Annotated in this window: 16 protein-coding genes and 1 pseudogene; 2 read left to right on the top strand and 15 right to left on the bottom strand. The window is 55.6% G+C overall.

Going from position 1 to position 21,720, the window contains the following annotated elements; all coding sequences use genetic code 11:
• Nucleotides 1-15: 15 nt before the first annotated feature.
• From MUN86_RS16930 to MUN86_RS16915, 4 genes are all read right to left on the bottom strand, one after another.
• Nucleotides 16-2,076: a DUF4394 domain-containing protein gene (locus tag MUN86_RS16930; RefSeq protein ID WP_245119232.1), complete on the bottom strand. Its 2,061-nt coding sequence runs from the start codon at nt 2,074-2,076 to the stop codon at nt 16-18.
• A gap of 282 nt (nt 2,077-2,358) precedes the next feature.
• Nucleotides 2,359-3,078, bottom strand: coding sequence for an SDR family oxidoreductase (locus MUN86_RS16925; RefSeq protein WP_245119231.1), 720 nt, complete (start codon nt 3,076-3,078; stop codon nt 2,359-2,361).
• Nucleotides 3,079-3,250: 172 nt separating this feature from the next.
• The gene (locus tag MUN86_RS16920; RefSeq protein ID WP_245119230.1) at nt 3,251-3,673 is read right to left on the bottom strand and encodes an RDD family protein; all 423 of its coding nucleotides are present in this window, start codon (nt 3,671-3,673) and stop codon (nt 3,251-3,253) included.
• A 108-nt stretch (nt 3,674-3,781) separates the two neighbouring features.
• Complete coding sequence (locus tag MUN86_RS16915; protein WP_245119229.1) at nt 3,782-5,485, bottom strand: bifunctional GNAT family N-acetyltransferase/carbon-nitrogen hydrolase family protein; 1,704 nt, start codon at nt 5,483-5,485, stop codon at nt 3,782-3,784.
• A gap of 489 nt (nt 5,486-5,974) precedes the next feature.
• Here MUN86_RS16915 and MUN86_RS16910 point away from each other — a divergent pair, with 489 nt between their 5' ends.
• Nucleotides 5,975-6,193 carry a hypothetical protein gene (locus MUN86_RS16910; RefSeq protein WP_245119228.1) on the top strand — a complete coding sequence of 73 codons (219 nt, stop codon included), beginning with the start codon at nt 5,975-5,977 and terminating at the stop codon, nt 6,191-6,193.
• A gap of 16 nt (nt 6,194-6,209) precedes the next feature.
• Here the strand turns inward: MUN86_RS16910 and MUN86_RS16905 are convergent, their stop codons facing one another.
• Nucleotides 6,210-7,334, bottom strand: a complete 1,125-nt coding sequence (locus MUN86_RS16905; RefSeq protein ID WP_245119227.1) for a T9SS type A sorting domain-containing protein — start codon at nt 7,332-7,334, stop codon at nt 6,210-6,212.
• Between the two features lie 94 nt (nt 7,335-7,428).
• Between MUN86_RS16905 and MUN86_RS16900 the strand changes: the two genes are divergently transcribed.
• Complete coding sequence (locus tag MUN86_RS16900) at nt 7,429-7,908, top strand: hypothetical protein (protein ID WP_245119226.1); 480 nt, start codon at nt 7,429-7,431, stop codon at nt 7,906-7,908.
• Between the two features lie 124 nt (nt 7,909-8,032).
• Here the strand turns inward: MUN86_RS16900 and MUN86_RS16895 are convergent, their stop codons facing one another.
• The 10 genes and pseudogenes from MUN86_RS16895 to MUN86_RS16850 form a co-directional block, all read right to left on the bottom strand.
• Nucleotides 8,033-8,689, bottom strand: a complete 657-nt coding sequence (locus tag MUN86_RS16895) for a CoA transferase subunit B (protein ID WP_245119225.1) — start codon at nt 8,687-8,689, stop codon at nt 8,033-8,035.
• A 24-nt stretch (nt 8,690-8,713) separates the two neighbouring features.
• Nucleotides 8,714-10,018: a serine hydrolase domain-containing protein gene (locus tag MUN86_RS16890; RefSeq protein WP_245119224.1), complete on the bottom strand. Its 1,305-nt coding sequence runs from the start codon at nt 10,016-10,018 to the stop codon at nt 8,714-8,716.
• A gap of 102 nt (nt 10,019-10,120) precedes the next feature.
• On the bottom strand, nt 10,121-10,825 hold the full coding sequence (locus MUN86_RS16885) for a CoA transferase subunit A (protein ID WP_245119223.1): 705 nt from the start codon (nt 10,823-10,825) through the stop codon (nt 10,121-10,123).
• Nucleotides 10,826-10,847: 22 nt separating this feature from the next.
• Nucleotides 10,848-12,083, bottom strand: a complete 1,236-nt coding sequence (locus MUN86_RS16880) for a carboxypeptidase-like regulatory domain-containing protein (protein ID WP_245125778.1) — start codon at nt 12,081-12,083, stop codon at nt 10,848-10,850.
• A gap of 141 nt (nt 12,084-12,224) precedes the next feature.
• Nucleotides 12,225-13,181 carry a bifunctional riboflavin kinase/FAD synthetase gene (locus tag MUN86_RS16875; protein ID WP_245119222.1) on the bottom strand — a complete coding sequence of 319 codons (957 nt, stop codon included), beginning with the start codon at nt 13,179-13,181 and terminating at the stop codon, nt 12,225-12,227.
• 337 nt (nt 13,182-13,518) lie between these two features.
• A complete protein-coding gene (gene truB, locus MUN86_RS16870; protein WP_245119221.1) occupies nt 13,519-14,337 on the bottom strand; it encodes a tRNA pseudouridine(55) synthase TruB in 819 nt (272 codons plus the stop codon).
• A gap of 7 nt (nt 14,338-14,344) precedes the next feature.
• A pseudogene (locus MUN86_RS16865) lies at nt 14,345-15,132 on the bottom strand (undecaprenyl-diphosphate phosphatase).
• Between the two features lie 129 nt (nt 15,133-15,261).
• The gene (locus MUN86_RS16860) at nt 15,262-15,585 is read right to left on the bottom strand and encodes a DUF3098 domain-containing protein (protein ID WP_245119220.1); all 324 of its coding nucleotides are present in this window, start codon (nt 15,583-15,585) and stop codon (nt 15,262-15,264) included.
• A 56-nt stretch (nt 15,586-15,641) separates the two neighbouring features.
• Nucleotides 15,642-16,535, bottom strand: a complete 894-nt coding sequence (locus MUN86_RS16855; protein WP_245119219.1) for a cell division protein FtsX — start codon at nt 16,533-16,535, stop codon at nt 15,642-15,644.
• A 362-nt stretch (nt 16,536-16,897) separates the two neighbouring features.
• On the bottom strand, nt 16,898-21,469 hold the full coding sequence (locus MUN86_RS16850; RefSeq protein ID WP_245119218.1) for a translocation/assembly module TamB domain-containing protein: 4,572 nt from the start codon (nt 21,467-21,469) through the stop codon (nt 16,898-16,900).
• Nucleotides 21,470-21,720: the final 251 nt, after the last annotated feature.

Below are 21,720 nucleotides of genomic sequence, written 5' to 3'. Positions count from 1 at the left end.
TTGCGAGTAAGGTTTCTATTCCGTCAATACGCCCTGGCGGGTACCAGCAGGCTGGCCGTCGAAGCTAAGGCGGAAGAAGTAGATACCGGCAGCTTGACCTTTGCGGTTCCACTCAATCGACTGCTGGCCGGCTGAGCGCTGACCAGCATCCACTGTATCAACCGTGCGGCCAAGTGCATCCGTCACCGTCAACTCGACATGCGCAGCACGTGGCAAGCCAAACGCTACACGGGCAGCGCCTGCCAGCGGGTTCGGGTAAAGCGACAAGCTAGTGGCCAATTCCGTCTTCCGGGTCGAGTTTACCACGCCAGTTTGTGCGGCTATTGTAATGTCACGGGCTGCTATGCCGTTTCCGATTGGGCCTACTAGTGTAGCCGCCCCCGTTGTGAGGTTCACAGTGTAGAAGGCTGTGTTGTTCGTATTGCCCGTATTAGCCACCATATAAGCCGTATTCACTCCAGCAGCAGTGCTGAAGATGTCCAAGTCTACATTCGGTGTGATAGTAGCCGAGGCGGTTGATACGGTAATACCCGAAGCGCCCACAGCAGTCAGTTGACCGTCGGTGGCGGTGCCCGCGGCGGTGTTCTGTGTGTTCAGTTGGTTTAGTACCTCGTCGTAATTGTATAAAGCAGTGGCGGTGGTGCCATTGAAGCTGTTGGTATACGCTACTGCCCCGATGCTAGGAGTATTAGTGCCGGTGGTATAAGCAACCTGCGCATCCATGGCGCCAAAAACAGCGGCCGCGTTAGTGGGGTTGAGGCGGTAATTGTTGCGGTTGGCGCCTACCACCCGAATCCGGTCGGCAACCGGGTTGAAGTCAAATCCAATGCTGCCACTACCTAACTCTAAGCGAATAGCCGAGCCGAAGGCGGTTGCGGCCCCGGTGGTTGAGTTAATTAAATAAAGCTGCGCGTTGGCTGTTGGGCTGGCCACTGAAGCGTCATAACCCAACGCATAAAGTGTGTTGGTGCTCGGCCGAATGTCGAGGCCAACCAGCGTCTGTGTGGCAGGCGTGCCAGTTGGGAGCGTAATTCCCGCCGACGTACGAATTAAACTAGGCTGAGCTGTGTCGAATGTAATCAAGTTAGTGCCGGCCAACGCATAAGCCAGTTGGCCAGTTAGAGCAGGCAACGTGGCCGGCCGGGTTATCTGCACAGCAATATCTCGCACATCTATCAAGCCATCCCCAATAGCACCCACAGAAGTAGTGCTCACGGATGCCGTGGGGGCCGTTGGTAAGCTCAAGGTGTAGAGTGTGGCACTGAAGGTGGCGATGCCTGCTATTGAGGCAGAAAGGTAGGCGGTGTTGGCGCCAGTGGTAGTATTGTAATAAATGTCAAAGTCGGTGCTTTGGCTATTACCCGTAGTAGAGGTGGATAAGGTCCCGATGGTGTTCAGGGTCCCGTTGTTAGGCGGATTCTGCGTCAGCAAGCGGCTAGCGGCTTCGTCTATGTCGTAGAGAACAGTGGCTGTGCTGCCAATGTAGGAGTTGGTGTAAGCTACTGCGCCCACGCTCGGCGTATTGCCCGTGTTTGGGTCAGTGGTGGCATAAGCCAGGTTGGTATCGGTAGCCGCAATAGCGCCGTTGTTGGGGTTAAGGCGGTAATTGTTGCGAGTGGTCATGTTGCCGGCCGCAACAGGCGTAGAGCTTACCACCCGGATGCGGTCCACAGTAGGGTTGAAGTCGAACCCAATGCGAGCCGAAGGATCGCCGAGCTCTAACCGAATGGCAGGGGCTACACTCGTGGCAACGCCGGTAGTTAGGTCGAGGGTGTAAAGCTGCGAGTTGGCGCCGGTGGTGGTACCGTCATAGCCCATAGCGAAGAGTTGCCCTGTGTTTGGGCGAAAGTCCATGCCGACGATGGTTTGCCCAGGGGTAACGCCCGTGATGGGTAAAGTGCCTAAAAGGGTGCCAGGTGCAGTGGCACTAAAGGAAACTAAGGTGCTGGCAGTGGTAGTACCACTGAGGCCATAGATAGTTTGCGCAGCAGTTGGCAGCGCAACGGCACTAGTCAGCAAAGCACCAAGGGCTAGGCCTTTGTAGGCGCTAGTCCAGCGAGTAATGTTTTCAAGCATGGGATTGAGATGTAAAAAGGAGAAATAGAGCTTGTTTTAAGGTGAACTATACTACTTACGGTCATATGTATCGAGCAGATTGTAAGAAAATGGATTTTAATTATAATTTAATCTTAATGATATGATTAAATGGCTGAAGGGGAATTGTTTGTATAGAGCCTATATTGATTTTATTCCTAAAAGACTAGTTTGCTTAAAGCACTTTACGAGCTACAACACTTAAAAAAAAAGAGCTGCACCTTGCGGAACAGCTCCTTCATTTCTAGTTACTTTTTGCTTGTATTACCACGGTACGGGCTGGCCTTGCCAGGTTACGAAGCTGCCGTTCTCTTCGGCATGAAGCTGCTCGGTGAGACGAATGATACCCCGAGCTGAATCGGCGGGGGGAAGCATAGCAGTATCGCCGCCCATCCCGGTTTGCACCCAGCCCGGGTCCACAAGCACCGAAATCACCCCATACGTACCTACTTCGGCCGCTAGTGCCCGCATATACATGTTGAGCGCAGCTTTGCTGGCCGAATAATGATAAGGCTCGCCGGACGCCTTCCATGTGAGAGAACCTTGGCCCGATGAGAGACTAATGATGCGTGCTTTGTTGGCCGCCTTCAGCAAATCCAGAAACGCCTGGGCCACCAGCAGCGGTCCTACGGCATTCACATGCAGGAAGGTTAGCGCATTGGCAGCCGTCAAACCGCCGAGATGTTGCTTGGCGGGGTCCTCGGGGCCTGCGCCCGGAAAAGTACCGGCATTATTAACCAGCACATCCAGCCTGTCGGTGAGGCCAGCCACTGTTTGCCGAGCCGCTTCGATGGAAGCTTCATCGGTCACGTCGAGCTGTACGAGGTGGAGCTGGTTGGCGTATTGGTCGCGCAGTTGGTGCAGGTCGGTTGCCGTGTCGGGTTGGCGGCTAGCAGCAAATACCGTGTCGCCGCGTTCTAGGTACTGGCGGGTAAGTTCCAGACCCAGGCCCCGATTGGCCCCGGTGATGAGGATGCGTTTCATGAAAGGGAATTGAATTATAGAAAAGTGGACAATGGGACGGGGAACCGAAGTTTACTGAAAATAAAAATCGGTTTGGCAATGCTGGACCTGCGCCCAATGAAAAAGCCGGTCGGGAACGTTCCCGACCGGCTTTTTACCGAATACATAACACGTATTAATTGAAACCAACTACTTAGTCAACCTTTACAACCCGGGTTTTGGCAAGCCGATCATGCAAACCAGGACCGCCGCCGAAAAAAGTAAAAGCCTCGAAAGGAATGATTCGGCTGAGTGTGCGTTGAAAGGCGGCTGTAGTTGTGAGCTTCGAACCATCTTCCATGACCACACGGGTACGGGTTGCAATCTTCCCCATCGTGCGGCCCGTCATCGACTCCATAATGAAGTAATAGCTCAGCATAATCACAAAGCTGATGAAAGTAGTCCATGGACTGTCCAACCCATCAAGCATCGCCTGGTTATCAATTATGGCCGCTATCATGCTGTAAGTCGCACCCAAGAAGAATATGATGACGTAAAACGTAATGAGGTCGACAATGTAATTGATGATGCGCTGACCCGTACTAGCCGAAGTCATGGCTAGTGGAGAGTTTAGCAACTCCGCGAAAACAGACGACTTCTCGATACGTTCATCTGAATAATCTTGCTCTAAGTAATCTTGCTGCATATTTCGACGTTTATTGTACGTCTACAATATGCAGAAAAATTAGCCAGCTGCAATGGCTTTACGCTTGCTCACGCGCGGATGACGCTCTTCAGTGCCTTGGGCTAACAATTCATCGTCGCGTTCCGTCTTCTTGATGGTCCAGCTCAGCGAATAGAGGTCTTTGCGCCGGTCGCGCAGGTTCCGCACAGCACCACTGGTGTTCAGGTCTTTAAGCAAGTCCAAATCGAGGTCGGCAATCAGCGTCATCTCGGTGTTGGGCGTAGCTTCGGCCACAATGGCATCGTGAGGGAAGGCAAAATCCGAGGGGCTGAACACAGCGCTCTGCGAGTACTGAATGTCCATGTTCTCAACCCGGGGCAAGTTGCCTACCGAGCCGGTAATGGCCACGTAGCACTCATTTTCAATGGCGCGGGCCTGCGCACAAATCCGGACGCGCTGGTAGGCGTTCTTGGTATCCGTCCAGAAGGGCACGAACAGGATTTTCACGCCTTCGTCGCTGAGCATGCGGGCTAGCTCCGGGAATTCTACGTCGTAGCACACCAGAATGCCGATTTTGCCGAAGTCGGTATCAAAGCACTTTAGCTTGTCGCCGCCGCGCATACCCCAGTAACTGGCCTCGTCGGGCGTGACGTGCAGCTTGTATTGTTCGTCCACAGTACCGTCGCGGCGGCAGAGGTAGGCTACGTTGTGGAGTTTCTCGTCTTCGTACACCGGCATGGAGCCCGCCACGATGTTGATGTTGTAGCTCACAGCCAACTCCATCATCTTGGCCTTGATAGGAGCCGTGAAAGCCGCCATAGCTCGGATTGCCACTGCTGGCGAATCCTCGTTGGTGAGGGCCATTAGCGGAGCGTTGAAGAATTCCGGGAACATCACGCAGTCGGCTTTGTAGCCACTCACCGTATCCACGAAGAATTCGATCTGCTGCAGCAAGTCTTCCAAACTGCGGGTGGCGCGCATTTGCCACTGCACAATGCCGATGCGGACATTGCTTTTCTGGTTGCCGATGAGCTTTTCCTCTTCTTCGTAGTACACGTTGATCCACTCCAGCAGCGTGGCATAGGCCTTGCTCTCGGAATCGTAAGGGAGGTAGCCGCGGATAATCTTGCGGACGTAGAATTCGTTGGAGAGCTGGAACGTCAGGATGGGGTCAACCAATTCCTTGTTCCGCACCATCTCTACGTACTTGGCCGGGGTCATTTCGTTGGCGTATTGGGCATAACCCGGAATCCGACCGCCTGCCACCATAGCCCGGAGGTTCAGGTTTTCGCACAGCTCTTTGCGCGCATCATACAAACGCCGACCGAGGCGCAAGCTCCGGTACTCGGGGTCCACAAACACATCGACGCCGTACAGCGTGTCGCCGTCGGAGTTGTGCGTGTCGAATTTGCCGTTGCCCGTGATTTTAGCGTAGGTGTGCTTGTCGCCGAATTTTTGATAATCGACGATAATAGCCAAAGCCGCAGCTACCAGCCGCCCATTGTCCTCGATGCCAATCTGGCCCTCAGGAAACTTACGGATCAAAGCACTGAACTCGTCGGCCGACCAAGCGCCTTCCATATTGGAATACACCTGATCCATAATGCCTTTGATGGCCTTGAAGTCGGAACGTCGCAACGTACGCAGTACCAACTTGTGGGCTGGAATAGCAGTGGGCGTCAATAGCTCCGCTAGCGGATTTTTATCGTGCGGCACTTTTTTGGCGTGGCTACCGCTGACTTTACCGTTTGAACTGATTGCCATATAGGTCGGAGGAAAATGTCGTTGAAGAAATACAAAAGTAAGAACCTACCGGTTGGGCTTGGCGCTTGTAGTACGGGTTTACAACAACTTCGGTGGCAAAAACGGTCAGTTAGTGAAAAGTGATGGATGGTGATGCGGGGTGCTCGCCTCGACGCATAACTTCGGCTGAAGGGCCAGCAGTGAATCTTTATTTCTGTGCAACTTACGGTTCACACAGCCTGCCTTATGCCTTCAAGCGGATACTTTGCAATAGCGGCCTTTCCATTTTTCTTTGCGGCACTCTGGTTAGCTGTTACTTGGTTTGTCTCCTTAGGTGAGTGGAACCGGCTAAGCAAGTATTATCGGTTGAGTGCTGCTGACACTGAAGCTCCCACGACTAGCTTCGGAATGCAGTCGGCCAGACTGCGTAATGTGGGGTTAATCGGTCCTGGCGTAAACTATAGTAGCGCACTTACTATCGGGTGCCAACCAACCGGACTAAGACTTTCAATGATGTTTTTCTTTAGGTTCAAGCATCCGGCGCTACTCATCCCATGGTCAGCAATAGGCCGAATAGAGCAGAAGTCAGCTCTATTCGGCCTGAGCCAGTACTACAATTGCCTTATTTTATTGCCCGATGGCTCCGGTGGGGTGGAAATGCAGATAACCAATCAACGGATAGCCGAAACCATCACCAGCTATCAGCAGGTAGCTGCCTTAGGAAAATAGATTGCACAGCGACCAGTTACTGCCGCACCACTCGCCGCATGGCTACACCCATTTCGGTTTGGATACGCAGCATGGCCACTCCCCGAAACGTACCGAAAGCCGCCGCGGGTACGGTGGCTTCGCCGGAAGTGCGCGGAATAGAGTAGCTGAACAACACGCGCCCCGTCAGATCGGTGGCAGTAACAGAAACAGGGCCAGAGGCGGGCAAAGCCAGCCGCAATGCTTCGCCTTCCCCCACAGGATTAGGATAAACGGCTACCGCAGTTTCGGGTAGTTGCTTTTGCGTGCTCAGCACCGGCAGACGACGGTAGATGTCGCGGTACTGCACCAGCGACACTACTTCCTGCCCGTTCACCAACTGCGTAATGACTTGTAGCAGCGGAATGCCCTGATTTTTAGCTAGCCACTTATACTGTTTCATCACAGGCCGCTGAATAGCCGGGCCCGGCTCCCCCTGCAACGAGACACTGTCGCGGACCTGTAGCGTGCTGACCACGCGCAACGCCTCGAATGTGCCGAAGGGCGTGGTAAGGGTGCCCCAGCCGTCGGCGTTGTTTACGCGCTTCTGCCGTTCCCGCAGGAAGGCCGTTCCGGGCACGTTCACCGAGAAGTCGGAGTTGCTGGAATCGCGCTGCTGGTACACAAGCGGAAAGCGGTATATCACGTCCTGCAAGGCTTGGTTCTGGTAGATAACAGGCAACGCGCCTACCGACGGGACTTCTGCCCCGTAGCCTACCTGCCGGTAGTTGGTGGCCGACTCATTGAAAAACGAATACACCTCGGTGATAGGTAAGCCCGCCGCCACCAACACGGGGGGCAGTGGCTGCCGGTTGGCAATAGTGGCGCGGTTGACCCCGCCCAACGCGCCAAACACTATTGGCAGCAAGCCAGGAGTGCTGCCTACCCCGGAATAGTAGGATACACTTTGGTTAGCGGGCCGCAAACCGCTGTAGTTCCAGGTTTGGTTGGCCCCGGTTTGGGTGAGAGCCGGTCCGGCTAAGGTCAGGGTTTCGCTGGTGCGCAACGAGTCGCCCACATTGGGCATGTCGTTGCGGTCGATGACGATGGGCGATTGGGCTTGAACCGTGAGGGTAGCGATTGTTAGCAGCAAGGCAAGGAAACCAGAGTAGCAGTGGCGCATAGGAAGGATGTTTTCGGTGAGGCATTGGTGCACCCGAATATAGCACCTCTACGTAGGTTAGGTACCATCCGGTTAGGGCGTTGTACCTTGCAGTATGCTTCCGCCCGAAGAACGTCGTCTCCAGACGTTGGGCCGGCTGCTAGCCTCGCCCGAAAGTTTCCCTCCAACGGCTTGGTTATGCGCCCCGCCCGACGTGCACCGCTGGCAGCCCGCCATGCCGGCGGCCGTGCTAGTAGTGGCCGCTGCCGGCCAAGCCGTGCCCGCGCCGCCCGGCCTCGTCCGCACCTTGTTTATGGATGAGGTACAGCTAGTTATGGAACGCCTGCTCACCCAAGTCCCAGGTGCCCCCGACTGGCTCCGCGTCGATATTCTGGCCCGTTACAAAACCAACCACGAGTTTCCAGCCCTCACCGGCCACCCCGATACGCTAGCCGATTACCTAGCCGAAGCGGTGCACGCCGGTGGCCTCTCGGCCCCCGGTGCCTTAGCGCAGCTGCTGAAGTATTTTTCCCACTTCACTCGTGACGCCGCCGAGCGCATCATGGCCCAAGCCTACCGCCGCACTCAGAAATAGTAGGCACCATAAGTTTTAATGACCTTCCTAAAAAATAAAGGACCCTGCCCTGCAGAAAGAGCCGCTGTAGCAACGACTCGTTCATACAGAGCAAGGTCCTTTATTTTGAAGACCAGAACCGAGGTTACACCCCTGTCATCTCCGGCACTTCCTGGGGTACCACCAGCTTACCCGCTGTGGCTGCCTGAATCTGCTCGACGCTGACGCCGGGCGCCCGCTCGCGCAACACAAAGCCATCGGGTGTCACGTCGAGTACGGCTAGCTCGGTTACTATTTTCTTGACGCAATGCAGGCCCGTAATGGGCAGCGTGCAGGCGGGTAGCAATTTGCTGCTACCGTCTTTGGCCACGTGCTGCATGGCTACAATGATGTTCTTGGCCGAGGCCACTAAGTCCATGGCGCCACCCATGCCTTTCACCATTTTGCCCGGAATTTTCCAGTTGGCAATGTCGCCGTTTTCGGATACTTCCATGGCCCCGAGGATGGTCAAATCCACATGCTCGCCGCGTATCATCCCGAACGAGTCGGCGGAGGAAAAGAGGCTGGAACCGGGTAGAGTGGTTACGGTTTGCTTGCCCGCGTTGATGAGGTCGGGGTCCACTTCATCCTCGGTAGGGAAGGGGCCCATGCCCAGCAAGCCGTTTTCCGACTGCAGTTCCACGTTGATACCTGCAGGAATGTAATTGGCCACCAGGGTAGGAATGCCAATGCCAAGGTTTACGTAGTACCCGTCGCGCACTTCTTGTGCAATCCGCCGGGCAATGCCGTGTTTGTCTAACATAATGGGTGGGAGAGAAGGAGAACGTTATTTAACCGATGCGGCAGTAGAGCCTACCACCGCCTGCCGGACTTGCACCTTGTACTTGCCAGCCAGGTCGCGGGCCGTGGTGTTGGGGTATTTCTGCGTGTAGAGGAGGGCCACAATTTTCAGTTTGGGGTCCACCCAGTACGTAGTGCCGAAGATGCCGCCCCACTCGAAAGAGCCTTCGGAGAGACCGGAGGTATCGGCGGTTTTGGCGGTGGTGATGCTGAAACCGAGCCCGAACTTATTGTCACCTTGGTTGACGTCGCCGATTTGGTTGCTGGTCATCAGGCGTACCGTGGCGGGCTTCAGAATACGGCGGCCGTTGTATTCGCCCTCGTTGAGCATCATCTGCAAGAAAACGGCGTAGTCGTCGATGGTGGAGGAAAGCCCCGCGCCGCCTGAAAAGTAGGTACCGGCAGCTTTGGGGTAATCCGGCGTCATGCGGCCCTGCTGGCCCATTTTTACGGTAGCTTTGGAGGCGTCTTCGGTGTGGAGCGCGGCTAGGCGGTTCTGCTTTTCGGCGGGCAAGTAGAACCAAGTGTCGCGCATACCGAGTGGGTCGAAGAGACGAGTGCGCAAGTACTGGTCGAGGGGCTGCTTGGAAAGCACTTCAATCAAATAGCCGAGCACATCCACGCTCAAACCGTACGTGAATTTCTCGCCTGGCTGGTGTATCAGCGGCAGCGCCCCCAACGCATTCATGGACGTAGCCAAGTTGCCGCCCGGCGTGCCAATGCCGCTCGGAATATTCGCTTTGGCGTAAATAGCAGTGGCTTCCTTGGAGCCAATTACCGGATAGCTGATGCCCGAAGTGTGGGTGAACAGTTGCCGGATGGTTATTTCGGATTTGGCCGGAACGGTGGTGTAGGTCGAGTCTTTCTCGTTGAAAGTAGCCAGCACTCTGGGGTTGCGGAAGGCCGGCAGATACTTGGAAATAGGGTCGTCGAACTGGAATTTACCTTCGTCGTAGAGCATCATCAAGCCCACGCTGGTAACAGCCTTGGTCTGCGAAGCAATCCGAAAAATAGCGTCGGGCTTGAGCGGCGTTTTCGCTTCTACATCCTCATAGCCAAAGGCTTTACGGTAGATGATTTTGCCGTCGTGCGCTACCAAGGCAATGGCGCCCGGAACCCGGTTAGCGGCCGTGTATTCTTGCAGCAGCTGGTCGATGCCCGGTAGCTGTTCGGGCTTGGCCGTGAGGGTCTGCGACTTGCTGCTCTTGGGTTTGGCCGGAGCTACCTTCTGGGCGTATGAGTGGCCGCTGAATGTGAGGGAAAGGAGAAGGAAGAAGGCTGTTTTTTTCATAGTAGACTGTTAGTTTCGGGAGGAGCAACAAAATGCCTTGTAATGGTCTGTTAAATGAAACGGTGCTCTATGCTATATGCCCGGCAAACCCTGCATGAGATACTACTTGGTTGAAGCCCGTACGGTGCGCTGCTCGATGCGCTTTTCGTAGTTTTTGCCCTCAAAAATGCGCTGCACAAAGATGCCCGGCGTGTGAATATGGTTGGGGTCCAGCTCGCCGGCGGGTACCAGTTCTTCCACTTCGGCCACCGTTATTTTGCCAGCCGTTGCCATCATGGGGTTGAAGTTGCGGGCCGTGCCTTTGTAGATGAGGTTGCCGGCGGTGTCGCCCTTCCAGGCTTTCACGAAAGCATAGTCAGCTTTCAACCAGGTTTCCAGCAAATACATCTTGCCATAGAATTCCTGGCTCGGCTTGCCTTCGCCCACTTCGGTGCCGTAGCCGGCGGGAGTGTAGAAAGCCGGGATACCCGCGCCCCCGGCCCGGATGCGCTCGGCCAGGGTGCCCTGTGGCAACAACTCCACTTCCAGCTCGCCGCTGAGTAACTGCCGCTCAAACTCGGCATTCTCGCCCACGTAGCTGGAAATCATCTTTTTTACTTGCCGCTGCTGCAATAGCAACCCGATGCCAAAATCATCAACCCCCGCATTGTTGCTGATGCAGGTAAGGTTTTTGACGCCCAGGCGGAGGATTTCTTGAATAGCGTTTTCGGGAATGCCGCACAAACCGAAGCCACCAAGCATGAGCGTCATGCCATCGGTGAGGCCGTGCAAGGCGGTTTGGGCGTCGGGAACTACTTTGTTGATCATAGTAAGGAGCGTGGAGTGGGAATTATCGGTGGGGTGGTGGGGCCGCAGGAGGCGCGTAATCGATGGGCAAAAGTTCACCCATTTTCTCGAATCCCCAGTACTGCTCCGTGAAAACAGCCAGTGGCTCCACTAGCTGGCCGTTGGGCAAGATTTCAGCTTCACGTATGGTACTGGTCAGGGAAAGCAATGAAATCTGCCAGTCCGCCTTAATGGCCGGGGCGGGTGGTGCACCCACGGGGCGAGGCAACTGGTAAGTCGGGTCTGGACTTTCGCGCAAATAATTAACCTGCAGATAATCTCGAAAGCGCAGCCACACCCGCCCGCTGGCAGCCTCGACCCGGCGCAAACTGTCGATGGGGCGTTCCGTGAGGTAAAGCAGCGAGAAGCTGTGGGGCACTTTCGTCCAACGTTCAACAGAATCAACTTCTGGTGCCGACAATGGCTGATTGCGCCGCGCCAGCAACAGCGCTTTGCGGAGACTATCGGTGCGGGCGAAACGCGGATTGGGCACAACGCGCAGCTTCCGCACCAAAAATCCCTGGCTAGCTACTTGGTTGGTGTACACACTGCGCAAAAAGTGCACAAGGGAGCCGTGGTAAGCCTTCAGCCGATTAGCCAACCAGTGCGCTTGCTGCCGCTTGTTGCGCGGTTGCATTTCCTCGAAAATCGGCCAGCCATAAAACGAAACGTACTGCTGTTTGAAGTTCAACGTGAACTTTAGGCCATAATACTTGACGCGGTAACCGAGCGCGGCATTGTCAACTTGCAAAAAGGTAGGACTGGAAGCCGTCAGTTCGTTTGCATCCACATCATACGAAACCAGTACGTCGTCGGGGTTGCGGATGCGGCATTGTTTGGAAAAGCTGGTCTGCCCCAAGAAGGTCTCCGCAAACTTCTGATAATCACTGGCGCGGTTGGGGTTGGGCCGCACCGTTACACCTTTCAACTGTTGCGACGAAGGCGTGAGCAGCAGGTTCAGCGGCTGCGGCTCGTTGCGCACCGTGATACTGCGCTTTAGCAGCTTGTACCCGACATACGAGACAATAAGATCGTATGGCCCGGCTGGTATACCGGTCAGCGTAAACTGCCCGCTGGCATTGGTGGTCGCTCCGTACGTGGTGCTGGCCAGAAATATACTCGCAAATTCCAGCGGCTTCTGCGTCAGCGAGTCCCGGATGGTGCCGCTCAATGTTCCCTGCGCATGCACCACCATCGTTCCACTCAGCCAGCATAGAAACACGAGCAAGTAGCGTAACACCAAGGAGCAGGCTTAAGGAGTTGGTTAACTAAGAATCCCCACGTGTACTATGGCAACTGCCTTACTAACTCCATATTTAGTGTCGATATATCTCCGGCTGTCATAAAGTGAAAAGGGCCGTAGTACTTCAAATACTAACTCTTAACCGCCTACTAGGTGGCGCCGGGCATCTTCGGCGTCGAGCTTTAACTGTGCTTTTAGTGCGTCTAAGCCGTCGAACTTTTGCTCGTCGCGCAGGCGGGCTACCAGCTGAACCGTAAGTTGCTGGTTGTACAAGTCGCCGTTGAAATCTAGGAGGTGCGCTTCAATAGTTTGGGCTAAGTCGCCGCCTACGGTTGGACGGACACCGATATTGAGCATGGCTTCGTGATGGGTACCGGCGGCCGTGGTGGCCATTACGGCATATACCCCACGGGCCGGAATCAGCTTCAACGGTTCTTCTACCTGCACGTTGGCAGTGGGCCAGCCGATGGTGCGCCCCAATTGTCGGCCGCGCACGACGCTGCCTGTTAGCTCGTAGGGGTACCCGAGGTACCGGCTGGCCGTCAGGATGTCGCCGCTTTCCAGGGCCCTACGAATCCGGGTGCTGCTCACGCCCACGGCGTCCACGTCTTCGCGCGGAATTTCCTCTACGCTTAGGCCGTACCGGTCGGCATTCTGACTGAGATAATCGAAGCCGCCTTCTCGGTTTTTGCCAAATCGGTGGTCGTAGCCGATAACCAGCTTGCTGGTGCCCACCGTGCGGATCAGAATGTTCTGGATATACTCTTCCGAAGTCCAGGAGGCGAATTCTTGGGTGAAGGGAATGATAAGCAAGTAATCAATCCCGAAATCTTCCAGCCTTTTGATTCGCTCCTCAAGCGTACTAAGCAGATGCAGGTCTTGCGGGTTGGGGTGCGAAGGCGGCGCATCTAACACCAAGCGGGGGTGAGGCCAATACGTGATGACCACCGACGGCCCACCGCTTTGCTGTGCCACTTCCTGCAACCGCCGCAGAATCTGCTGGTGCCCGAGGTGTACACCGTCAAATGTGCCGCTCGTAACAACCGCCTGGCCTTGAAGGTGTGGAAACTGCGCCGGGTCCCGAACAACTTGCATTTGCTTGATAGTAACTAAGGGTTGAAATAACCGAGTAATACGTCTACGGAAAAACGGTCGGGTAGCTGCTGTGCCCTAGCTACTGCCGACAGCCTGCAATATGCAGATTCTCCTGTACGGCGCGGCGCTGGTCAGGGTGCAATCCGCGGCTGCTTCGTAGAGATAAGAAGCTCGGGTAGTTGCCCAACTACCTAGCTGCTAAGAGCGCACAAGCTTCTGCCAGAGGCGCTTCTGTACTCCTAAGCTGTACTGATAGGATACTTTCCTTGGTTAGATAACTCGGTAAGTGCTGACCTAAAATAGTCTTATAACCAAGGAAGCTAGCCGGGCCGTAAGCTTATTCTGCGCTTTCTGAATTGCTATCTGGCGCCGACGTGGGGTTGTTGGCGTTGAAATACTCTAGGCCAGCCCGGCGCTCGGGTCGCCGCTGTTTTTGCGGCCGGGGCGGCCGTTCGGCAGCACCTTCCGCGCGTGGTGGGCGCAGCGCTTCTATTTGATCCATGTTCAGGGCCTCAGCCAACTGATACTCGCCGATGCGCGTGCGCACCAGTTTGGTAAGGTGGGCGCCACAGCCGAGCGCGGCACCATAGTCGCGGGCCAGGCTCCGGATATAGGTGCCCTTCGAGCACACCACTCGGAAATCAACCTCGGGTAATGCTAAACGGGTTATTTCAAACTCCTTAATGGTGACTTGCTTGCTCTTAATAACAGCTTCCTCGCCGCGCCGCGCCACTTCATACGCCCGCTCACCATTCACTTTCACTGCCGAAAACAGCGGGGGCGTCTGCTCAATCAGGCCCGTAAACGACGCAGTTGTCGCCCGTATGGCAGCTTCTTCTAAGTGCTCGAAAGGCAATTCCACGTCTACTGGCGTTTCCAGGTCGAAGCTCGGAGTGGTTTGACCTAGGCGGAAGGTGCCGGTGTACTCTTTTTCCTGCGCTTGAATCAGGTCGATTTCCTTGGTTTTCTTGCCGGTGCACAAGATCAGCAAGCCCGTGGCCAGCGGGTCGAGGGTGCCCGCGTGCCCGATTTTCTTGATGCGAAGCGTGTTTTTGACTTTGCGCACCACATCAAACGAAGTCCAGGTTAGGGGTTTGTCGAGCAGCAGCACTTCGCCGGCTTCAAAATCGAAAGGAGGAAAGGAAGCGTCCATCATCTTTTCGTTAAATCAACTGTAGGTTGATGCCAAGGCCAATTATCACCAGAATGACTACGCCCACAATGATGCGGTAGAAGCCAAACGCCCGGAAGCCAAAGCGCGACACAAAGTTCACGAACGATTTCACGGCCAACAGCCCCACCGCAAACGCTACCACATTGCCAAATAAGAGCAGCTTGATGTCTTCGGCTCCCGGCGCACTCACTTTATAAGTTTTGTAGAGCTGGTAAGCCGTAATGACAAACATGGTGGGCACAGCCAGTAGGAAAGAAAAGTCGGCGGCCGAGCGACGGTCGAAGCCTTGGGTTAAGCCGCCAATGATAGTAGCCGCCGAGCGCGACACGCCTGGAATGAGGGCAATGCACTGGAAAAGACCAATCTTGAGGGCCTGCATGAGGCTCGGGGTGGTTACTTCCTTGCGCGGACCCGAAAACCAACGGTCTACGAACAGCAGCACAATTCCCCCACTACCAACGAAACCGCCACGACCGTCACGCTCTTTAGCAACTCCTCGATAACATCTTTCAGCAGGAAGCCGAGCAAACCGAAGGGCAGAAAAGCCACAATCAGCTTCACGTAGAAGTCAACGCTTTGCAGAAACCGGCGCCAATACAGCACCACCACCGACAAAATAGCGCCGAGCTGAATAGAAGTGATATAGGTTTCGGTAAAAGGTAGTTGCCCAATACCGAGCAGGTTGGCTACTATAACCATGTGACCGGTGCTGGAAACCGGCAAAAATTCAGTTAGGCCTTCAACAATGGCGAGTAGCAGCGCGTGCCAGTAATTCATAAAGAAGCGGTGTAGCGCGAAGCTCCAGCTTCGCGCCGCGTAGAAGATGGGCGTGCTCACCCGTCCTACAAAGCACTGCTTCGGCGGACGGGCAAGTTATGCGCGAAGCTGGAGCTTCGCGTTCCAAAGCTACGGGCGCTTGTAAGTAGGAGCAGTAGGGGCGGGGGCAGCAGGGGCGGCAGGGGCAGGCTGCTGCGCCAACGTTTCGCGGGTAGTAGCGTCGGCTGCTACGGGCGCGTAGCCGTGGGGCCGCGCCATAATAGCCCAAAACTCAATCAGAAAGCCGATAATCAGCAGGATGGGGCCTAGCGTGATGCCGAGGAACCCTTCGCCGTAGTCGGCAGAGTCCAACGTCATCGTAACGAAGCCAGCGGCCAGCACCGCCAGCCCCAAAAACATCAGGCGGTAGTTGCGCGTCCCGAAGGCAAAGCGAGGTTCTTGAGTAGGTTCCATTATATCTCTGGTTAAGAATTTCGAAAAGAAGCGTGTCCTATTGCGAGTACAATCAGTTAATACAAGTCGTCCAGCGACATGCCCAAGTACTTCCGTACGGCGCGGTAAGAACTCAGAAAGCCGATGCCACAGCCCAAGCCGACCATCACCAACAGCAGCGCCCCAATGAGCCGGTCGTCGCGCAGAATGCGCAAGTCGGCCACTTGCAAATAAGCGTATTGCAGCAGGGCCAGCAGAAGCAACGATGCCAGAATACCACTGGCCAATCCTTGCCAAGTAGCCCGCCGGAGAAAGGGCCGCTGAATAAAAAAGGACGTAGCCCCAACCAATTGCATGCTCCGAATGAGGAACCGCTGCGAGAATAGAGCGAGCTTGATGGTATTGTTGATAAGCACCGTCACGACGATGGTAAGCACGACGGCAAAGCCGAGCAGGACCAAGCTGAGCTTGCGCACATTCTGGTTGATGGAGCTAATGAGGCTCTGCACGTACTGCACCTCGTACACGCCCGGCTCCGCTTTCAGTTCCCGCTCGATGCGCCCCATCTGCAACGAATCCGAATACTCCGACTTGATTTTCAGGATGTACGCGTCGCGCAGTGGGTTGTCGCCGAGGAAGTTCTTGAAATCCTCGCCGGTTTGGTCGATGAACTGCTTGGCGCCTTCCTCTTTCGATAGGAAGCGCACTTGTGGTCTCTGGTCGCGGAGGGCAATGTAGGGCTTGCGCGAAAAGTCTTGTTGCAGGCGGAGTAGCTCGGTTGCGGGCAAGTCGCGCTCCAAGTACACCTGCATTTCGATGTTCTCCTTCACTAGGTTGGAGAGCTTGTGCGCATGAATCAAGAGCAACCCAAACAACCCAATGACCAGCAACGCCAGCGTGATGCTGAACACAACCATCAGGTGCGGATAGCTGCCAAGCTTTTTCTTACGGGTCGGACGGGTTTGGGGCATAGAAGGGCAAAGGTAAGCGTAAGAGTGATTAGAGGCTCAAGCAAATCAACCATTAACAATGATTAACACAACACGCCCTCACAATAATGAACAAGCCTACCGAGCTAGTGGGAGCCTCCCGCTTGGTAGGATATGTGGTTATACTACTGAGCTTACGGGAACATTTGGCGTGCTAACATCAGGGAGAGTCTGTCATGCTGTGCGCAGCCGAAGCATCTCGCCAGTGTGGTAAAACCCCTTTGTCGGCGTAACGATTCGAGCGAGATGCTTTGGCTCCGCTCAGCATGACAAAAGTGTTTCAACGTCAGCACGCTAACTGGCTGTTTCCCCAATTACTCATTTGACCGGCTTCCAGCTGCCACTTATAGTGTAGTCCGTGGGTCGTCGTCGATGTTGAGGACTTCGCGGGCTTTGCGGGCGTTGGTTTCGCGGCGGCGCAGGTGCTTGCGCGCAAAAAGCTCATTGAAGGAGTCGAACTGCTCGGTGTGAAGCAGGGAAATACCGGCTCGGGCTTGGTTCTGGCTGGTGATGTCGCTGTAGTCGCGCGGGGTGGTTTCGTAGCGCAGTTTCGCCCGGAACTTGCCATCGGTGCGCAGCGCATATTCTAAGCTCAAATCTCCAATAACCGAATTGTTGGTCCCGGATATGGGCGTGCCACCGGTGGTGGTGGCCACGCTGTTGCTGAAGCCGCCTTCCCGCGTGACGCGCAGTCGGCCGTTCATAAAGGAGTAGCTCAGGCGTACTTGCAAGGCCTGCAATTGCTCGGCCGAGAGGCCATTGAAGTTGAAGCTGATTTCCAGGTTCGGATCAAGTTGCGAAGTAAGGGCCCCGAGCTGCGTGGAAATAATCTGTCCCAAGCTGTTGCCCAATGCGTTGTCCTGGCCCCGCAACGAAGTAACTGATGATAACGAGCCCACTTGCGCCAGCTGCCGGAACACCACCAAGCTAAATACCTGCCGGTTCAATTCCTGCTCATCGTTGCGCAACGAGGACAGGAACGGCGCCAAATCACCTTCCAGCGACGAGGGAATGTCGTTGAACTCTAGATTCAGCTTGATAGCGGGCAGCAGCAGCGGCCCCGTCAGGTTCATCACGGCCGTGACAGGCACCACGGCGTTGTTGCCGGGCAGGGCAGGGGCTAGCGAGGTGCGTTGCGTGTAAGCTGCTGTCACATTCATCTCGCCTGCTAGCGGGTCACCGTTCCAAACAATAGTGCCACCCGGCCGCACCACAAATTCCTTGTTGACGAGGCCCTGCAACGTGAAATTGTAAGCCCCGCGCACAATCTCAATTTGCCCGCTCATGTTGAAGTCGCCGCGCGTGTCGATGTTGAGGCGCAGTCGTCCCGCTGCCGTACCCCGAATAACGTCGCCGGTGCTTTCGTCGAGCAGAATTTCCACGTAGGCATCGGGCGTGACTTCCAGGTTCATATTCAACCGAATACCCGACAAATCAATCTTGTCTTGCACGCCCACCGCCACCGGCGTGCGGGCTGTATCGAGCAGGTTGCGATTCACAAAGCGGATGTAGCTGGCCTGCTCAGCTTTAGCGGCGTTGTCGAGCGGCAAGGAAAGACGCGTGCCAGGGTCAGATTTGGCTTGCACGTTTACCACCAAGTTGGTCGATGGGCCATTGACGCGGGCAGTGCCCGTGGCATAGGCTGTGCCGAAGTACAATTGGTTGTCTTTGCGAGTGGTATTGAGGACGAGCAGCTTGCGGAACGAGGCATCCAAATCCAGCCGCATGTTCTTGAACCCGTCGTGGAAAATGTCGCCGGTGATAGTGCCGGTGTTGCCGAGCGGGTCGCGCATCTTGATATCACGCAGCGCAATCCGGTCTTCCGCAAACCGAATCCGGTCGGAGAAGGTGTACGTGGTGTTCAGGTAGATAAACGTGAGCTGCCCTTCCGTGACATCAAGCGTGCCAGTGAGGCGGGGCGAATTGAAGCGGCCAGCTAAGCGCAAAGTGCCCACCGCCGTGCCGCCTAAGTCGCGGAACAAGGTTTTGAGGAAGGGCTCGGCTAGTTTGACGGGGGCCGTATCGAGTACGGCCGTAAGGTTGAGTTGTTCTTCTTCCTGGCTCGGCGCAATACTACCTGCCACTCGTACCACGCGCTGGTCGTTGCGAAGTACATCCAAGTCCACAAGGGCCTGTTTGGCGCGGTTGTCCCAATTGCTTTGGCCGGTTACGTTTCCAATCAACACGTTATCCAAGCTCATCGAATCCACCGAGAGGGTGGAGTTGATGGCCAGCGGACCGTAGACGCCGCTCATTGTGCCTTGTGCGTTTACGCGGCCGGTCATGTTTTGCTTGGTGAGGGAATTGAGCGTTGCCAGCTCCATATCCTTCACCGTCAGCTTCAGTTCTTTGCTCGGGTCCTGCGAAATAAAGCCTTGGGCGCTGATGCTCTGCGGGCCATTACTCAAGCTCAAATGCTGAATATCAACCTCCTTGCCTTTGTTGGAAATCACGACGGCATTGTCTTGGGCAATGGTCCAGTCCTTGCCCAACAAGTTCACGCCCGACTGCCGGAACACCACTTGCACGGCATTCGGCAGAAACGACAGCGCTCCATTGATCTGCGCCCGGTTGGTGGTATTGGTTTGGGCCAGAGCCGTCGAGAAGTTGATGCGTTGTTGGTCCCACACGCCTTCCACGTAAAACCGCTCGGTCTTGCCCAAACTTGGTAGCACCTGCCGCTCCGAAGTTATGCTGGCCTGCGCCAGCACCTCGGGCTGGTAAGGCAACTTGGAGGTAGTAAAGTCGAAAGCTGTGCGGTAGGTACGGATGCTGTCAATTTGCAACGTATCGAAGCTGCCGCCGAGCTGGAAAATCGAGGTTTGGCCGTTGCGAAACGAGCCGTCGATACGCGAGTAGTTCGACACTTTCAAGCCCGGCATAAACAGCTGCAACGTCGGATTCGGCTTTTTCAAGTACAGATCCAGCGCAATGGCGTACTCCCGAATCGGCGACTGGCGCTTGCGGCGGTAGTAGTTGGCAATGGCGGCATCATCGCTCTCGAAGTTCAGGGCGTACTCGGTCAATAGCACTTGCGCACTGCGAATCACTTCGGTGTAGTTGTAGTTGCCGGTAGCTGTCAGGTTAAGCGCTTCCGACCGAACCGTGAGCTGGCGCTTCCCTGCCGTGCGCTGGCTTAGCACATCAAACGTATCCAGAGCCACCGTGCGACCTGCGTAGCCCAAGCGCGTGTTGCGCAAGATGATGCGGCCCAGCAAATCGTCGAGGCGTAGGCCCCGAAACTTCACGTCGGCGGTGGTAGCTACTGTTACACTTTGCTTGGTGAGGCCCAAGGCGCGTAAGTCGGCGCGGCGGATGCGGGCCCGCACGTCGAAGGCTTGCGTGGCTTTGTTTAGGTCCACGGTGCCGTTGGCATCGAATTGCAGGCTCGGGTCGTTGGCGGCGAGGCGGCCCGTAAAGGATTCGCGGCTGAAACGCCCGTCAGTGGTGATGTTGCGGTAGCGGTAGCCGTTCAGCCAGATGCTCTGCACGGTGGCGCGGGCCGTCACGCGGGCTCCTTCGGGCGAGAAGCCCACGCCTTGCACGCGCCCGTTCATGGTGATGTCGCGCACCGTTTTTTCCTGCCCGAGCAGCTTGCCCAACTGAAAACTGGTGGTACGAATGTCGCCTTCGTAAGAAGAAAGACGCGGGTCGGTCTTGAATTTTAGGTTGACGTCGGACACCACCGAGCCCAGCGTAGTATCGAACGAGCCATTGGCTACGAAGTCGTTATAGAAGCCCAAAAATTGCCCTTTCAGCTTCACTGTACCCAGCCGCTGCACATACGGCCAGCCCGAAACCGGGATGTAGCGCCGGATGTCGCGCCCATCAACCACCGAGGGCTGGAGCTTCATTTCCACAAAGCTTTCCTTGAAATTGGGCAGCCCTTCTACCCCAATATTGCCGACTACGTGCGTGTTTTTGCCGTAGCGGATATCCAAGTTCTTGGTGTGAAAGTCGCGCACGTAGCCCGTAGCTTCACCCGAAATCAGCACGGTTTCCTTTAAGTCGCGCACCGATTGTTGGGGCGCAAATTGGGCAATGTCGTTGGAGTAGAGGCGCGAGGGTTGCAGCCGGGCCACTACCCGTACCGAATCGTTGAAGCTGGTAAAGTTGAGGAACCGCTTGTACTCGAAGCGCAGGTAATTGCTGATTTGACTATTGCCAACGCGCAAATTCAAGCCCGCAAACTCCCAGAACTTGCTGGCATACGTCATGTTGGCCGTCAGCTCCCGCAGGCGGGTGCCAGAAGGGGAATCCACCGCGCGCAAGCCATTTATCTGCGTATGGATGGTGTCGCCGTGCAGCTGAATTTCCGAAACGTCGGCGTAGATGCTGTCGATCTGCATGTGCGCGTAATCCATCGACCGGCCGTAGTACGCCGCGCGGGGCTTGACTTGGTTTTCGAGGATGAAGCGTCCGTTGCGCAAACTGACGGTTTCAATCTTGAAGTCGAACGGTTTCTTGCTGACTTTGGTGGTATCGGAAGGGCCGACCAAGCGGCGCACGGCGCGCAAGAACTGCGTGAGCGTGGTAGAATCGGGTTGGTCTTTGTACGTGACCAGCGCAAAGCGCGGTTCTTCCAGCGTGAGGTTGCTGATGTGCAGGTGCGAAGGGTCGAAAACGCTAAACAAGCTGATGGAAGCATCGGCCCGGCCAATGTTGAACAGCTCCCCGCCGCGCCGGTCCAGCACCCGCACGCCTTGAAGTAGCACCCGCGAAAACGGCCGCACATCCACCCTGCCCACTATCACCTTCTGCCCCAACTTGTCGGTCAGGATGGTAGCGGCTTGTTGCACAAGCCGGGTTTGTACGCTCGGAATTCGCAATGCCACCAACGTGCCCACTACTGCCACCGTCACTACTAGCACCAAGACTAGCAGTACTTTAAGCAGGATGGAGACGAAACGAGGCACAGGCGAAACAGCTGAAAGAGAGCAGAAGGAGCGAAGATACAGGTTAGTAGTTGCCTACCTAGAAGAGCATACGGCCGGGCTACTGCTGCCGCAAGAACGATACCACGCCGTCTTTGGTTAAGCTTCTGACTAGATGAAGCAGCGTAGGTTTAAGGTTTTAAACGAACTTTGTCTTGGATTCCGTCTATGAGGCTGTCATTTCAAGGAAGACAAGACTGCCCATAGCGTCTGGAATCTCGGGCCGCCATGCT

It is taken from the genome of Hymenobacter volaticus (assembly GCF_022921055.1).
GTDB classification, from domain to species: Bacteria; Bacteroidota; Bacteroidia; order Cytophagales; family Hymenobacteraceae; genus Hymenobacter; species Hymenobacter volaticus.
This window is presented reverse-complemented; position numbering and strand designations above follow the sequence as displayed.